General features: G+C 63.0%; 5 protein-coding genes. 2 read left to right on the forward strand and 3 right to left on the reverse strand.

Annotated features, from left to right (window positions below):
- Position 1 precedes the first annotated feature (1 nt).
- The 3 genes from N4T19_RS16290 to N4T19_RS16300 form a co-directional block, all read right to left on the reverse strand.
- Positions 2–11,179 (reverse strand): hemagglutinin repeat-containing protein, encoded by an 11,178-nt coding sequence (locus N4T19_RS16290; protein WP_260718531.1) that lies wholly within the window; start codon positions 11,177–11,179, stop codon positions 2–4.
- An 86-nt stretch (positions 11,180–11,265) separates the two neighbouring features.
- Positions 11,266–12,969 (reverse strand): ShlB/FhaC/HecB family hemolysin secretion/activation protein, encoded by a 1,704-nt coding sequence (locus N4T19_RS16295; protein WP_260718532.1) that lies wholly within the window; start codon positions 12,967–12,969, stop codon positions 11,266–11,268.
- 2 nt (positions 12,970–12,971) lie between these two features.
- Positions 12,972–14,912: a filamentous hemagglutinin N-terminal domain-containing protein gene (locus tag N4T19_RS16300; RefSeq protein WP_260718533.1), complete on the reverse strand. Its 1,941-nt coding sequence runs from the start codon at positions 14,910–14,912 to the stop codon at positions 12,972–12,974.
- 396 nt (positions 14,913–15,308) lie between these two features.
- Between N4T19_RS16300 and N4T19_RS16305 the strand changes: the two genes are divergently transcribed.
- Together N4T19_RS16305 and N4T19_RS16310 are read left to right on the forward strand one after the other, a co-directional pair.
- The gene (locus N4T19_RS16305) at positions 15,309–15,938 is read left to right on the forward strand and encodes an ABC transporter ATP-binding protein (RefSeq protein ID WP_116925316.1); all 630 of its coding nucleotides are present in this window, start codon (positions 15,309–15,311) and stop codon (positions 15,936–15,938) included.
- Positions 15,935–16,738 (forward strand): ABC transporter permease, encoded by an 804-nt coding sequence (locus N4T19_RS16310; RefSeq protein ID WP_260718534.1) that lies wholly within the window; start codon positions 15,935–15,937, stop codon positions 16,736–16,738. The genes N4T19_RS16305 and N4T19_RS16310 overlap by 4 nt, the downstream gene beginning before the upstream one ends.
- The last annotated feature ends 57 nt before the right edge of the window (positions 16,739–16,795 follow it).

A 16,795-nucleotide genomic window follows, 5' to 3' on the forward strand; every position in this document is an offset into this window, starting at 1 on the left:
TTCACCGTATCCTTACGAAAGCAGGCCTGCCAGTATCACCGTAGTGGGTCCAAGTCAGATATGTGGCGCCAGTTCGAGAATCCACAACAATTCGATTTGTGCCGGCACCACTTTGACCTGAAGATGGTGGCAATCGATACTCAGTGTATTGTCCAGCCGGTAATTCTCCCTCCCGATTTTGAAACGGGACTCCCCATCGCACACCTTGCGAGCCTGATGGTTTATTCCCTGTTTGAATATTATTAATAGTTGAAGTCACTATAGCCTCTTGTGCTGGAGGCAACGATCCAGGAGTAATCATTGGGACGACGCTGCCATTAAGCGCTATTGCAGTGCCGTTTACATTTGGCCCAGTCGGTTTAGCTCCTGAGTTAGAGGGTCCACCCGAAGCCACTGGCCCATTAACCACCGGCTTACTTCCTCCACTACCCTTCCCAGATCCGATTGCAGCCATCCCAAGCCCGACCAAATCCGCAGGAGAAAGCAAGCCTAATGTTTGCGCCAACCGAGGATCAAGCCCATCATCTATGAGCCGCTGAATGTTCCTTTCAACAGGTATGGAAGTAGCTCTTCCATTGGCATTAATGGTGTCGTTGCTATTGGTACGCGCAAGGCCATGCGCAAATGACTGGCATGACTGAACCCCTCCGCACATCGCATCAATTTCAGCAGATGAGTAACCATTGCCAGTTCTGGCATCCAGAGCCAGACTTGAGCAGGCTCTACCCGAGGCGCAGTTATCGACATTGGCGGTCTGCTGCTCATCAATAATGCTCCATTTCTCTGTCATTTTTTCAATGCATGAAGGGTCGCCTTTGCAATTGGCCAAGTCGTTCTTGAACTCAGCTTCCTGTTTGTGACTCAGGTAGTTATTGGCCGTAGCATTTGTGGCGGCTCCCGCCCCAGTAGTACCGCCAGTAGCTACGCCAATCGCACCGCTGACCAACAGCAACGCCGCATCCTTGCCTGGTCCGGACACTCCCAGCTCCGTCAACAGTTCATCTGCATGGCCGACAGCCGCTTGGCTTGCAGCAGCACCAGCTGCACCACCTGCGCCTCCGGTAAGACCGCCCACCACCGTATGTGCGATCACCCGGTAAAGGCCACCCTCAGAGTACTTTCTTGCTTCTTCTTCCAGCTCTTGCTTACGCACTGGATCTTTTTCTTCGGCTGCCTCATCCCTAAGGGCTTGCGCTTTCTTGCCAAACTCATCACCAATCAGCTTGCTGGTGCGCGCACCAAACTCTGCGGTGATCAGCACCTGCGCATTGACATCGGCCGTTACGCGCTCTTTGTCAAATATCGGCTTGATGCCGGTTTCTTTGTCGCCGGTTCTGGCTTCGCTATTGCCTGCTACGCCAGAGATACCCGCATAGGTCGTGCTGCTGGCACTGCCGCTTGCGCTGCCAATACCAGCTCTGGCACCAGGCCTTCCGGTGTCTTTGTCGGCAGATTCGATCTGCTCAGGTGTCTTAGCTGTGGATTGATCACCTATTTGACCGGATACCGAGGCCGACACATTCCAACTGTTCGCGTCGTATTGAGCACTGTTTTCGATATCGCTCATCGCCAGCGTACCGCCGGTGGCAAAGCTGTTTTTGCCGCCATCGATCGCTGCTTGTGTGCTGGTGATGGCACCACCCTTGAGGTTGGTGTCTCCAGCCACATTCACCTGGAAGCCGCCATCACCTGCGCGTATGCCGCTTTGCTCACCCACGCTTGCGTAGTCGCTGTGGATATTGGTGCGCCCGGCACTGACACTGAGGCTCGACGAGCCGTAGCAAAGCGGTGGCACGCAAACTGACACACCAAAGCCACTGCTGCTTCCGGTTTCCTTATAGACGTTGATGTCCTGCAGGCTTTCGATCAGCAGGTTTCCACCCACATCGACCTTGACGCTGTCGCCAGCCACAGTGGCTCCACGCAATGTGGTGTCTTGTCCACTGTGTAGGGTGGTGGTACCACCCGCCTTGATCTGGGTGTTGGTGTAACTCAGGCTTTCACCTTGGCCGTTGCCCTTGCTTTGGCTGGCAGAGGCATTGAACGAGTAGCCCGAGTTCGCACCCACATTGAAGCCCATGCCAATGCTTGCCGAACTGCTGGAGTGACTGTTTTTCTCCTGGAAGCGGTTTTCCGCTGCTTCCAGGATGAGATTGCCTTTCTTGGCATCCAGCGACAGATCCTTGCCTGCCTCGATGCTGCTGCCACGGACATGCAAATCGCCTTCTGTGGCTGTGATCCTGGCATTGCCACCCGCATGAATGGATGAGCCAGAGGCACTGTCGACCTCGTAGCTGCTATTGCTTTTGCTAGCGCTGCTACCCAAGCTGATATTGATACCGACACTCGCCGCTGAGCCTGGGTCTTTGGCCAAATCCGTAGCCAAATTCGCTGTGTCATAAGCAGCCAAGCCAGTAGATACTGCACCCATCGCCTGCATACGCGCATCGCTGACTTGCGTCGTTGCAGCCGCAAGATTGGCAGTCGCCTGAGCGCTTTGAACCAGGCTCACTACCGGATTGCTAAAGCTCACCGACAGGCCGCTTTGTTTAGCGCGCATTTCAAACTTGTCGCGCTCAATCTCCCTGGCCTCATCGATGCTGACCGTCTTGCCCACGATGTCGATGTCACCCGCGGCCAACGCTGCCGAGCCCGTCTGCTGGTAATGGTTGCCCGCGACGATGGTGACGTCGCCCTTCTTGCCTTCACCTTCCTTGCCACCTTGGGCCTGCACGCTAGAGCCTGCAGCGCGCACGCTTTCATTGGTGCGCTCAGTGGTCGTGGTGCTGCTGCCGATGGTGAAACCGAAGCCACCATTGCCAAAGATGCCGCTCTTCTTGGTTTCCTTGAAGCTCTCCGCGCTGGCCGTGTCTTGCCCGGCCAAGATGTTGACGTCGCGCTTGGCAGTGATGGTCGCCGAGTCTTGCGCGATGACATGCGATCCGCGCAGGTTGACGTCCTGGCCCGCTTGCACGTACACCTTGTCGCCGCTGACGATGCTTCCTTCACTGAGGCTGGAATGGCCCACATCCAAAGTGGTGGTGCGCTTGCTGCTCAGCAGGCCACTGCTCTTGCTGTAGCTGGACTCATAACGTCCGTGCTCGGTTTGCATATCGAGCACATTCACATCGCCGCTGGCAATCAGAGAGGTGTCACCCTTGGCAGTGACCGTTGCACCTTGCAGCGTGATATTGCCGGGGCCTGCACCAGGCTGGACAACGCTGGGCTTGTGGGCAATCGGGTCGTCGGCTGTGCCTGTGCCTTGGCTCGCATTGCTGGCACTGGGCACCGGTGTTCCATTGGCAATCAGCGCGATGCCGCCGCCCGCAGAGATCTCACCGCCACTGAGCACTTCATCGGTTTGCGCAACACGGCGCTCCTTGCCACCGCGCTTTTCGTAATCGTTGGTGGATGTGCTGTCCTTCGCAGCCTGTACGTTGACACTGGCGCCTTGAATGACGATGTCTTTGCCCGCGCTGACATTGGAGCCAAGCACGTCCACAGTGCCCTTGGCACCGATCTGCACATCGCCTTCGCTGCTGGATACGACCGCACCATAGTTCTTTACCGACGCACTTTGTCCTTCGGTACGGGTGCTGGTGTACGTGATTTGCTGGCCATTGCTGGTGGTGGTGCTCTCCGCTTGCAGGGCTTGCAATGCCACGTTGCCCGTGGCCGAGATGCCAACACCTTGCTTGCCTTCAATGTGGCTACCTGCCAGCAGCACATTGCCACTGCCTTGGCTCGCATCACCATTGGCAATCACGGCCACCTTGCCGCCGGCCGTCACCGTGCCACCGCTGTAGCTTTCGCTGTGGGTGGTGCTGGTCTGGCTGTCCGTCACGCGGCCATCCACAGTGCGGCTTTGCGCCTGCTCGGTCACGGCGGTGTCGCGCGCGGCGCGCACGCTTACCTCGGCGCCTCGCAGCAACACATCCTGGCCGGCATTGATGCTGCCGCCGGTGATGGCGAGCTTGCCGCCTGCGGCAATCGCAACGCTGCCGTCCGCACTGTCAATGGTGGTGCCCACGCTGGTGGTGGCGGTGCTGGTGCTGGTCTGGCGGCTGTCGATCACGGCGATGCCTTCTACAAAGGTATCGCTGCCGGTGGCGCTGTTGTTCCAGGCCTGGTATTCACGGCTGTTTTTATCGGCATGGGTGGTCTGGGTCGTCTGCTTGACGCCCAGGTTGACGTTGCCGCCAGCATTGATGCCCACGCCCTGTTGGCCCACCACCTTGCTGGCGATCAGGTCCACATCGCCACCGGCGTCCAGCACAAACTTGCCGGCGTCGCTGATGAACTGGCCTTCGGTCGCCGAGATATTGCCATCCGCCTTCAAGAAGCCGCCGTTGCTGGCAACGATGCGGCCCCGGTTGTTGCTGATGTCGCCCTTGATGTCGGTGACCAGGGAGCCGGCCTGGATCAGGCCGTTGTCGTTGTTCAGGTACTTGCCGTTGAGGCTGGCTGTGCCGCCTGCACTGATGCTGGCACCAAAGTTGTCGATGCCCTGCGCGGCATTGATGATCAGCTGGTTGGTCACATCCAACCGGCCGTGGTTGATGAACTGGCCGCTCAGGTTGAGCTGCAGGTCATTGGCGCTGAGGCCGCCGGGCACTACGCGCAGCTGGCTCCAGTCGCTCCATTGGGGGCTGAAGCCCGCGCCCATCAGCACGGCAACCGCGCCTTCTGGGGTCTGGAAGATGGGGTCCTTGAGGTTCAGGCCGCGCTCTGGCGTGGTGGGCGCTGGGCCGTCGCCATTGCCCGCCACGGGCGTGCCGGCAGAGCCGGTATCGCCTGCGCCCGCGTTGTTGCCGGCGCCAGCGCCTGCACCGCTGGTGTCCGTGCCTTCGCCATCGCTGTACTTGACGGCCTGGGCGTTCTCTACGACCAGGGGCTTGATCGCGCCCGTGGTCGTGCCTGAGCCATCGCCCGCCTGGGCGTTGCCTGCATTCACCTGCGTGTTTTGCGCATCGGTGATCAGCGGCAAACCGGTCGACGGATCAATCGGTGGCTTGATGGTGATGTCACCGCCGTTGATGATGAGGCTGTCGCCCACGATGGTGCCGATGTTCGGGCCGGTCAGGGTCAGCTCGGTGGCGCCGGCGCTGGTATCCAGGCGGGGTTTGGAGACAGAGGTGCCCGTCATCTGCACGGTATCGCCATTGGCGTCCTTGCCCTCCCACACCACGGTCTGGTCGATGTCTTGCTGGTTGAGGGAGAAGGCACCGCTCACCTGCGCATCGGAGGCGATGTTGTCCAGATGGCCGGTAAAGGTGCCGCCAATGTAGAGCTGCGCGCGGTTGGCCACATCGGTGTAGCTGATGACCTGCGCACCCGTCAGGCCCGCTGGTGGTGCATCCACCGCATAGGCGCCCTGGCTGATGTCTGGCGCACCAGCGCGGTCGCGCGTGCCGGTGGCTTCGTTGCGGATGCTGCCATCGGCATTGCCGGCAATGGCGACCGTGCCCTGGTTGTGCAAGGTGCCGGTCCAGCGCACATCCTGGCTGCCTACGTTCCAGCTCTCGCCCGCGCCCACGGAGATACCGCCCACGTTCAGGTCCAAGCTGCCCAGGGCCACCAGCGCATTGCCAGCGGGGGCATAGGTGCCGGCCATCGTGAGGCTGGCATCTTGCAAGCTGCCCACGGTGCCGCCGGCGTTGCTGTAGCCGCCGGCCTTGATGTCCAGGTTTTCTCCGGCAATCACCACGCCGGTGGCGGCATTGCTGAAGCCTCCGGTGGTCTCGATGCTGATGGTGCTGGGCGGGGCGTTTTGGCCGTAGACAATGCCCGCGTTGCTGAACGAATTGCCCTTGATGGCGATGTTGTCGGCCAGCAGCTTGCCGTCCTTGCCGTTGGAGACGGCGCCCGCGGCGGTCAAGCCCAGATCGCCGCTGGCGACGATGCTGCCCTGGTTGGCAATGGCGCCGCTCGTGGTGGTGATCTGCACATCGCCGGCCTGGGCCAGCACCATGCCATCGTTGCTGACCGAGCCTGCGGTGATCTGCACGCTTTGGCCCAGCACCTTGCCTGCCACATCGGCGCTGGGCGCGGTGTTGGCAAAGGCGCCGGTGGTGGTGATCTGCACCGCATTGGCCGCTTGCAGCTGGCCGCTGTTTTGCAGCGATGCGCCGGTCACTGTCAGGTTGCCACCCGCAGAGATGATGCCCGAGACAGCTGCGCCTTCGGCACCGCCCGAGGTGTAGGGGTCGTTGGTGCTGCGCTCGTTGTTCAGCGCGCTGTTGATGGTGATGTCAGTGCCTGCATGGATGACACCCTGGTTGTGGGCAGTGCTGGTGTTGATGCTGAGCGTGGTGCCGGCAGACACCGTGCCAGGCTTCTGGCTGTACTCATAGCTATCGGGGGTGCTGCAGCCACCGGGCAGCGCGCAGCTCTTGGTCTCTTGCAGGCGGTTCTCAAACGAGCCACCGCTGATCTGCATGGCACCCGATGACTGGATCTGGCCGCCATTGCTGATGCTGCCGCCCGAGATGGACACCGAGCCGCCGGTGATGCTGCCGTCATTGCTGGTGTTGCCACCGCTCACTGTGAGGCTGTCGCCTGCGCTGACAGCGCCGGTATTGCTCAGACCGCCGCTGATGTCGATGGTAGTGGCGGTGATTTCGCCAGCATTGCTGGTGCTGCCCAGCGACGCGCTTTGCGCACCGACCTTGCCGCTGTTGTCCAGAGCGGCCATGGTCAGCGTGTTGGCGGCAATCTCGCCGCTGCTGCTGCTGCTGCCGGTCACGCCCAGCTGGTTTTGGATGTAGACGTTACCCTGGTTGGCGAGACCCGCATCGATGTCCGAGTTCTGCGCCACCACGGTGCCGCTGTTCGACAGGGTGCCGCCTGCGTAGTGCAGGTCTTGCCCGGCCTGGATGGTGCCCGCCGATTGCGTGCCCGATGCCGATTGCAGGCGGATGTCCTGCGCAGCGCTCAAGGTGCCGCTCTGGCCCAGGCGCGTGCCGCCCGAGGCCTGCAGATCCAAGGTGCCAGCGGTGGCGATGCCGCCCTGGCTGGCCAGGTTGCTGTCGATATTGCGGGCGCGGATGCTGATGTCGCCCTGCGATTGCAGCGTGCCTTCGTTGACCAGATCGCCCGTGGTGTCGATGTTCACCGCCTGGCCAAAGGTCATGTTGCCCTGGTTCAGGATGCGGCCGGTATCGGCCTTCAGATCGACCTGGCCGAGCAGCAGGCTGTCGCCCAGAAAGTTCAGATCCTTGTGCGCATGACCGCTGAAATCGCCAGCCACCTGCAGCTGGTCCTCAAAGCTGATGCTGCCTGCCGTGCTGCTGGCCTGCAGGTTGCCCATGATGGCCACAGGCCCGGCAATGGCAATGTCTTGCTGCGCCTGCAAGCTGGCATTGCCTTGGGTGGCGAGTTGGCCGCCCAGTGCAATGGCGCCGGCGCTGCTGCGCACATCCACCGACTGGGCCAGCACATTGCCTGCCACCTGAATGCCTTGCTGCGCATCGACCAAGGCATGGCCCTGGGTGCCCAGCATGCCACCCACTTGCAGCGCGCCTGCCGTGCTGCTGATCTGCATGCCGTTGTTGGCCACCAGATCGCCGCCCACCTGCAGGCCGCCTTGTGCATTGGCCACGAGCTGGTCGGTGACCTGCAGGTTGCCCGCCACGCGCTGCGCGCCTGCGCTTTGCAGTTGGGCGTTGCCGATGACCAGTGCATCGCCATCCACCACAATATCGCCACCGGCTTGCGCCTGCAGGCCCGCGCCTGCTGCCAGCGACCCGGCCAAAATGTTGCCGCCCGCCTGCACATCGGCATGGCCTTGCACGGCTATCTCGCCGCTGACCGCATGGTCCTGGCCTGCACGGCCCACATAGTCGCCGCCCGTTTGCAGGCTGGCCAGTTGCACGGTGCCATCCGCCTGGATGGATGTGGCTGCGCCGCCCGCCACGCCCGCCACCACTTGGCCAGCGGCGATGTTGCCGCCTGCGCGCATGTCCAATGCGCCAGCCGTGCCCACCTGGCCGCCCACGGTCGTGTTGCCCGCCACCGATTCGGTGGTAATGGCGCTGGCCATCAGGTTCTGGGCAATGCGAATGTCTTGCTGGGCTTGCAGCTGGGCTGCGCCGGTGACCTGCACATCTTGCACATCAATGCTGCCCGCAGCCAGGCTGGCATTGCCACCCGATGCCACGGTGTTGGCCACCAGGCTGCCACCTACTTGGGCTTGCAGGCCTTGCTCGGCAATCAGGTCGCCGTTGATGCGGGTGTCGCCACCGCTTTGCAGGGCCACCTGGCCGGCAGATTGCACGGAGCCCGCCACCTGGGTGGCGCCTTCCGATTGCAGGCTGAGATTGCCTACGGAGGCGATGCCAGCGCCGCTGCTGATGTCACCGGTGCTGGCCGTGATGGTGGCCGCTCCGCCCGATTGCAGCCCCTGGCCCAAGGTGACGCTGCTGCCTTGCACAGTGGCGCCTTGCGCGCCATAGACAGCGCCGCCTACATCGACCTTGCCGCCAGTGCTGGCGAAGCGGGCACTTCCGCCCGATGCCACTTCACCGGCAATGGCGATGTCGCCTGCGGCCTGGGTGTTGATATCGCCGTTGGCGAGCAGCGACTGGGCACTGACACCGGCGTTTTGCGAGGTCAGCGCGGCGTTGCCGCCAGCACTGGCGCCACCAGCCACTTGCAGCGACTGCGCTGCGTTGAGACTGAGGTTGCCGCCTGCCGAGGCATTGGCCAGTTGCACATCCGCCTGGCTGGAGGTCACGGCCGCGTTCCGGCCCGCGCCCAGTTCGCCCGCGACGCGAATGCGGTCTTGGGCGTTGACCGACAGATCGCGCCCTGCCAACAGGGCCTCCGCCGTGACGGGGCCGGCCGTGGCGGTGATGGCGATATCGCCACCGGCCTGCACGTTCTGCACCTCGGTATGGTTCTGGCTTTGCAGGCTGACCGAGCCGTTGGAGAACACATCTTGCGCCCTGATGCTGCCTTGGCTGCTGGAGAGCGCCACATTGCCGTTGGCACGCACCTCGCTGCCCAGTTGCAACTGGTCAGTCGCGGCAATGTTGACGGCGCCTTGGCCCAGCACCGGGCCTGCCACGTTGACGTTGTGGCCCTGGATACTGACGTTGTTGCCTTGCAGCCCTTGCGTGGCGCTGAAATCGCCCTGCGCGCGCCAGTTTTGCGAGCCGGCCGAGTTGGCCTGACCGTTCAGCGCAATGTTGCCGCCAGCCGAGCCGTTGATGCCGCCACCGGCAGTCAAGGTATCGCCCACCTGCAGGTTGTTTCCCGCATTCAGGTTGATGCTGCCGCCACTGTTGACGGTGTTGTTGATGGCGATGTCGCCACCTGCGTTGACGCCAAAGCCCGAGCCCGTGGTGACCGCGCCATCAAAGCGCGCATCGCCCCCGGTGTTGAGGCCAAAGCTGCCCGAGACATTGACCTGGCCGGTGTTGTGGAAGGACTGGCTGACATTCAGGTTCAAGTCGCCGCGCGCATTGAGGTTGCCGTCCGCGCCGCCCAGGTTCAGTTGCTGGGCGGTGACATCCGTCTGGCCGGCATCGATATCGCCACCCAGGGTGACTTCACCGCCATCGACCTGCAGGCGCTGGCCCACGGTGGTGTTGCCTTGCAGGTCCACGCTTTGGGCGCCGGACAGCTGCAGGTTCTGGCCCACGGTGAGTTCGCCAGAGCTGCGCACATTGGAGGCTGTGACCTGCGCATCGCGGTTGACCTGCACACGGCCAAACAGCGCAGCATCGCCACCGGTCTGCATCTGCAGGTTGCCGCCAATGGTGGCGTCGCCAGCGATGGACGCGCCATCGCGTGCCTGGATGCTGACATCGCCGCCGCCCTGGAAGGCGCCGGCCACGCTGACCGTGCCGCCACGCAGCTGCGTGTTGCCCGCAATCTGGCTGGCCCCGGTCCGAGACTCCAGGCGCACCGCCTGCGCGGCCTGCACGTTCAGGTCGCCGGCGGTGACCAGCGGGCCTTGGGTGCTGACGCTGCCCTGGCTGCTGCTCAGCGCAATCTGCTGGTTGCCCCGGGCTGGCCCGGTCAGCAACACGCCGTCGTTGCCGCTGACTTGGAGCTGCTCATTGGCAGCCACATTGCCGCCTGCCACCACGAAGCCATCGGCATTGATGCGGATGTTGCGCGAGGCCGCCACATCGCCGGTGTTGACCCGGCCGGCACTGCGGATGTCGACATCTTCCTGGTAGGCCAACAGCGGGCCGCGCAGGTTCACGCCCATGCCGGCATCGGTGGAGACCACGGTGATGCGGCCAGCCGTCATCGCGCCCAGTGCGCTGGCATCAATGGCCACGGTGGTGCCTGGCACGGCAGCGGTGCCGGCGATCAATGCATTGGCATCGGCCGTCTGCGTGGCGGCGTTGGGCGATTTGCCCGCCGTCAGGTTGATGCTGGAGATGCCCGGGTTGAGATAGTGCGCACGCAAAGGCCCGTTGATGCGCAGCAGCTCGCCCACCAGGTCGATCTGGCCGACCGTGCCTTCGACACCCCGGCCATCGATGCTGATTTGCCCGCCCTGGACGTTGTAGCCAATGCCCGATGCCAGATCAAAGTTGCTGGAGGCGCCATTCACATCCTGCAAGGTGATGCTGCCGGTGCTGAAGGACAGGCGCGGGGTATTGACCACCCCGCAGCCATTGCAGCTGATGCCGCTGGGGTTGGCAATGATCACCGCGGCGGGGTTGCCGAACACTTCGACGGTGCCGTTGATCTGGCTGGGGCTGCCCTGGACCGTGACCTCGTTGACGATGGTGTTGGCCGTGCCGCCCGCCAAGTTCGGGTTGGCCCCTGCCGTGCCACCCAGCAAGGGCCTGCCACCAATCTGGCTGTTGTTGAGCACCACACCGGCCTCTGGTACATCAAAACGCTGGTACTGGTTGAGTGACAGACCCGCCGCATTGGGCGTGGTGATGTTGATGAGTGATGCCCCGCTGGAGAGCGATTCGACACCGGGCTGGAATGCCATCGGCGCGCGCGGGTCTGCAATTGGCGCCATCGCGGGGATGGCGGGCGCGGGGGGCAGCGGTGGTGTTTGCGCATACGCGGGCGAGAGCACGCCCAGGCTGGCTTGCGTCAGCACATGGGCCCACATCACCGTGGCAGCAATGCGCTTCTTGCCCCGGTCGCTGAAGACCCGGGTGGCCTGGGGCTTTTGCTGCTCGTTCTTGTTTCTCTCACTCATCACCACACTCCTGTCGCCAAAGGCGCTGCGGCACAGCCACTGCGCCTTCGTTCACATCTGTCGCTGCGTGCCCTCAGGCACCAACGTTAAAACTGGTAGGTCAGGCTGGCGTTCACACGCCAGCCTTGTTTTTCATAGCCATCGGGGGAGCGCAAGGCCCGCCCCAGCTGCAGGTCGGCAAAAGCGCCCTGGTAGGCAATGCGCGCACCCGCACCCAGGCCCGCAATGCTTCTGGAGCGCTTGTCCGAGACGGTGCGCAAGATGGCGGCATCGGCAAACACATAGGGCTCGTAGCGGGCGCTGCCCCACAGCGGCTGGGTCTTGGCCAGCGCCAGCTCATTGCGCCAGACCAGGCCCTGGTCGCCACCCAGGAAAGACTCGGGGTAGGCGCGCACGCTGGAGACGCCACCGGCAAACAGCTGCTCGGACGAGTACAGCGGCTGGTGGCTCCACAGCGCGCTCACCCGGCTGCGGTAGACCAGGCGCTCGGCCACGGGCCGGTCCAGCGATACCGCAGCGTCCAGCTTGGTGAACTGGTAGCGCGCGGCCTCCTTGGGCAGGTCATCCGGGTCCTTGTCCGCACCCAAAATGGGCAGGCCCCGCGAGAGGCCCACATCGACTGTCCATTGCCCAGCGCCCAGCGCAGTGTCAAAACGGGTCAGGCGGTTGACGCCCACGCGCAAACTGGTCTGCGCTTGCGGGGTCAGCGCAAAGTTGTTCACCTCGCGCGTTGACTCGCGTTTGGACAGCGAGATGTCGAGGGCCGTTTTGCTGTTCTGGTCGCGCGCCAGCAGGCGGTTGAGCGACAGCGAGAAGTTCTTGGAGCGGCCGTACACCAGCGCGGTATCGCCAATGAGGTTCTGGTACTCCGAGATCGAGGCGACGGCCGAGATGGTGTTGTAGCCCCAAGGGACCGACACCAGGCCATAGATCGCATTGGTCTCTTTGCTGGAGGTGAGGCCCAGGGTGATGGACTCCATCAGGCCCAGCACATTGCCCAGGTCCACACCGGCCTGGATGCGCGCGCGGCCCGTGTTGCTGGAGCCCTGGTTGTCGATGCCCAGGTTGTAGCGGGCAACGGGGCCCTCTTTGTTGACGAACTCGACGATGGAGCCACCGTTGGTTTGGCCCGGCTTGATGAGCACCTGCACGTTGTTGCGGCGCAGACGGTTGAACTGGTCAACGGCCTGCTCGATGTCGCGCAGGCGCAGGATATCGCCCTGTTGCATGGGCATGGCCAGCCAGGCACCGACCCCGGTGGCTGGCGCGCCGTTGAAGACGATGGCCTCGATGCGCCCCGCCACGATGGTGATGGACAGCACGCCCTCCTTGAGATTCTGGCCACCCACATAGGCGCGGGAGGTGGTGTAGCCCGCCTGGATCAGCGCCTTGTTGATGCGGTCCAGCAGCACATTGATGTGCTCGACGGCCATCGCATGGTTCACAAAGGGCTGGGTGATGCGGTCAAAGGCGCGTGCGCTCAGCAAGTTGCTGTCGCCTGTTGCCTGGATGTGCTGGATGTCGAAGCTGGGCCCCGTGGCCTGGATATCGGCAGGGAAGGCGTTGTCGTCAGCGGCGGGGGCTGCAGGCTGGCTGTCCTGCTGGATCTTGCCAGCAGAGTTCTGCTCCAGCAGCTCCTGGCGCAGCTTTTCCTGCTGCTCGCGCAGCAGCTGGTCATTGGGGTCGCGCACGGGGTTGTTCTGCGCCGCTGCCGACAGGCAGGCCAGGCCGAGCAAGGTACCCAGCAGCGCATGCTTGCCCAGCGCAGGCATAGGAAGGTTGTTGCGCATCATCACCACCAGAAGATGCCGAGGTGGTCTTCGATGCGGACCGGGTCGCGGTGCGGCTTGCGCAGCACTTCAATCTCGCCGTCAATGCCTTCCTGGGCCACAAAGCTGCCGCCATCCTGGCGGGCTGCGCCTTGCAGCAGCAGCCGCCCTTGCTGGGCGGTAAAGCTGCCGCCCTGGTCGGTCGCATAGATCTGCGCCCAGGTATCGCCAAACAGCGCCTTGAGGCCCCGGTCACGCAGGATGACGGTGTGCACGGGCTTGGCGCGTGCAATGATGGTGGGCGCCACCACCTGCATGCCCTGGCCGGCATACACCAGGCCGCCATGGTTGAGCACGGTGCCACCGGCCTCCATGGTCAGCCCCGTGGCCGCCATGATCTGGCCGCCCACCAGTTTTTCGGTGCTGCTGGCCCGCGTTTTGCAGATGAAGAGGAAGCAGCGCCGGCTGTAGTCGTAGCCGCCCACACTCAGCGCCTCGTTGTGGATGTCGGTCTCGGACTTGATCTTGACGCTGCCCGCATTGGAGAACACAAAGCCGCCGGTATTGCTGAACGACTGGGCCTGTACGCTGAGATCGCCCTGCGCCACCCAGTAGCCCTGGTGGTTCTCATCGGCCAGACGCCCCTGGTCGGCGCTGTAGCTGGTGCGGCGCCTCAGCCCACCGGAGGATTCCCATTGCGATGCCTCGCCCGCGATATGGGCGCTTTGGTTGGAGATGGCTCCGGTGCTGACCAGATCCAGATTCAGGTTGCTGATGATGCGCGCATTGGTGGAGCTAATGCCGCCTGCACCAGCGTCGAGCTTGACCGAATCGCCCTTGCCAAAAATGACCGTGGCTTTTTCGGCGCCGATGGGGCTGCGGTTTTCGATGGCGTCGCCCGCCTTCAGATAAACGGCATAGGGGGTATCGTCCGAGATGCGCTGGGTGCCAACAATCTCGCCATCGATATTGCGAATGGATTGCTCTGCCTCCAGCCGGGTTTGCAATCCGGCCGACACCAGGCTTTGGCGCTCGGCGGAGCCTTGCAGGTGGATATTGGCGGCGTGGATCTGGACGGAACCCTGCGCGCTGATCTGACCACCCATTTGCACCACATCGCCGGTGGATGACAAGGTAAATCCACCCGCTGAGGCGACCATTTCGCCCTCATTGCGTACGCCCGCCCCTTTATCCGTCACCAGGATTTGGATCTGGCCCGCCGTGACCTTGGAGCCGGCACCGACCTTAATGGCGACCTCGTTGCTCTGGGCCTGGCCGGGCTTGTAGTACACCCAGGGTGTCAGATTATCGACAGGCGACGCAGCCGTATCAAAGCTGGCTGTGGATTCACCTGCCACCAAGCGGATATGGGCGCTCGACGACGTGAATTCATTGGTCAGCGGGCCATCGACCTGGATGCTTTTGGCGATGAGCTCCAGCCGGATCAGGTTGCCGGCCATGCCCTCATCACCAATATGGATGCGCCCTTGGTTAGTGCTCACATCCACATAGCGCTGCACCTGGCCTTCGCTTTGCTGCTGGTCGCGCAGGCTCAAGGCGCCAGTAGTGAGCGCCACACTGCCAAAGTTGGAGAAGTTGGCGCCGTTGACCGAGATGCCGTTCTGGTTGGCCAGGATCAGGTTGGCGCGGGGGCCCACCACATCCATATCGCCCTGAATGCGCGACGGCGCGGCCGAGAATACCTCTGCCACAATCGTGCGGGCATTGGCTTGCTCATTTTGAAACGACAAACCGGGCTTGCCCACATCGAACTGCTGAAAGCCGTTGTAAGACACCCCATTTTCTGAGGCATTGGGCGTGACATGCGCACGCCCTGCTGCATCGATATGAACTTGGGGGCCGCTGGTGGCGTGTGGAACCACTGACGTGGTAACCCCTTGGGCGTAGCAAGACTGAATGGCTGCCAGTAGCAAGCCCAGCTGCAGGCAATAACGCGAACGCATGACGATCCTGGAGGAAGTGAGATATTAGAAAATTCCGGTCATCTTAACGAGGGGTTATCGCTGAAATGTTAACAATTCGGGATTAGTCATTTGAGAGTTGATATTTCTTGTATTTCTGTGGCCTGAGAACATCAAATAATATTATTAGGAACAAAGATATATTAAATACGGTGCTTTGAAAGCATTGATTTTTTAATATATTCATTGGATTATCTAATAGCTAAGAGATGTGATTTACATTTTGCGAGCTTTAAAAACCAGGGCTTGGAATCAGCGATCTGCACGGCATTTCAGCGCACTTAAAACAGCGACTCGCCCTGCTGCAGCCCCGTTGGCAAAACGCTGCTTCATCCCAGCGCCTTGGTCTGGCGGCGCCCAGCGCTACACTCAGCCCCCATGCCCCCCACCACCCCTGCCCGCCTGTCCATCCGCGCCCTGCAAAGCCCCATCAGCGGGCCCTGCTCGCTGGAGCTGGCAGCCGGCGAATGCGTGGCGGTGATGGGCGCATCGGGGGCGGGCAAGTCAGTGTTGCTGCGGCTGATTGCCGATCTGGACCCGGGCAGTGGCGAGGTGCTGCTCAACGGCCAGGCACGCAGCGCCTTCAGCGGCCCGGCCTGGCGCCAGCAGGTGATGTACCTGGCGGCAGAGCCTGCCTGGTGGGGGGCGACGGTAATGGAGCATTTCCCGCCGGGCTCGCAGGCGGCGCTGCTGGAGATGGCCAGTGCGCTGGGGCTGCGCCAGGGCTTTGTCGATATTGCGCTGACCCAGCTGTCGACCGGCGAGCGCCAGCGCCTGGCCTTGCTGCGCGGGCTGTTGCGCAGGCCCCAGGTGCTGCTGCTCGATGAGCCCACGGCTGCCCTCGATGAAACATCGGTGGCTGCGGTAGAGCAACTGCTGCAGCGCTGCCAGCAGCAGGGCCTGAGCCTGCTGTGGGTGACCCATTCGCAGGCGCAGGCCGCGCGCGTGGGCCAGCGCTGCATGCAATTGGTAGACCACCAGCTGCGGCCGATGGAGGCCGCGCAATGAACACGGCGATCCATCTGCAACCCGGCGATTTGCTGGTGGGCGCAGCACTGGTGCTGGCCGCCGCTGCCGCCTCCTGGGCGATGCGCCTGCAGTTGCAGCGCCAGGTGCTGTGGGCATCGCTGCGCATGGTGGTGCAGCTCCTGCTGGTGGGCTATGTGCTGCGGCTGGTGTTCCAGCAGGCGCACCCGGGCACCACCTTGGTCGTGGTGCTGGTGATGATTGCCGCTGCCGCGCGCGAGGTGGCGGTGCGGCCGCACCAGCGGCTCGCAGGCGGGGGCAGCTACCGCATTGCGGGGCTGGTGGTGGCGCTGGCCAGCCTGTCGACCGTGGTGCTGGCGCTGATGACCGCCGTGCGGCCCGATCCCTGGTTTGATGCACGCTATGCGATACCGCTGATGGGCATTGTGCTGGGCAGCGTGCTCAATGCCGCGAGCCTGGGGCTGGACAGCTTTTTTGATGGCGTGCGCCAGGGGCGCGCTGCGATCGAGGCCCAGCTGGCGCTGGGGGTCTCCTTCCGCCGGGCCCTGGCACCGCACACCCGAGCCGCTATCCGCCGGGGGCTGATCCCCATCATCAACCAGATGTCGGCTGCGGGATTGATCACCTTGCCCGGCATCATGACCGGCCAGATCCTGGGCGGCATGGACCCGCTGGAAGCGGCCAAGTACCAGATCTTGTTGTTGCTGCTGCTGACGGGCGCGGGCGGCATGGCCGCCGCCGGCAGTGTGCTGCTGGCCGCCCGGGCGCTGGGTGACGAGCGCCAGCGCCTGCGGCTGGACCGGCTGAACGCCCATAGCTGATCTGTTTTGCTATCTCGCAGTGCTGTTCCTAGAATGGGCAAGCACATCTGGGAGAGC

It is taken from the genome of Comamonas squillarum (genome assembly GCF_025309455.1).
Lineage (GTDB): Bacteria > Pseudomonadota > Gammaproteobacteria > Burkholderiales > Burkholderiaceae_C > Comamonas > Comamonas squillarum.

Excerpts from the sequence above, each read along its gene's own strand:
- N4T19_RS16305 (WP_116925316.1), top strand. The coding sequence starts at position 15,309 with ATGCCCCCCACCACCCCTGCCCGCCTGTCCATCCGCGCCCTGCAAAGC.
- N4T19_RS16295 (WP_260718532.1), bottom strand. The coding sequence starts at position 12,969 with ATGCGCAACAACCTTCCTATGCCTGCGCTGGGCAAGCATGCGCTGCTG.
- N4T19_RS16300 (WP_260718533.1), bottom strand. The coding sequence starts at position 14,912 with ATGCGTTCGCGTTATTGCCTGCAGCTGGGCTTGCTACTGGCAGCCATT.
- N4T19_RS16290 (WP_260718531.1), bottom strand. The coding sequence starts at position 11,179 with ATGAGTGAGAGAAACAAGAACGAGCAGCAAAAGCCCCAGGCCACCCGG.
- N4T19_RS16310 (WP_260718534.1), top strand. The coding sequence starts at position 15,935 with ATGAACACGGCGATCCATCTGCAACCCGGCGATTTGCTGGTGGGCGCA.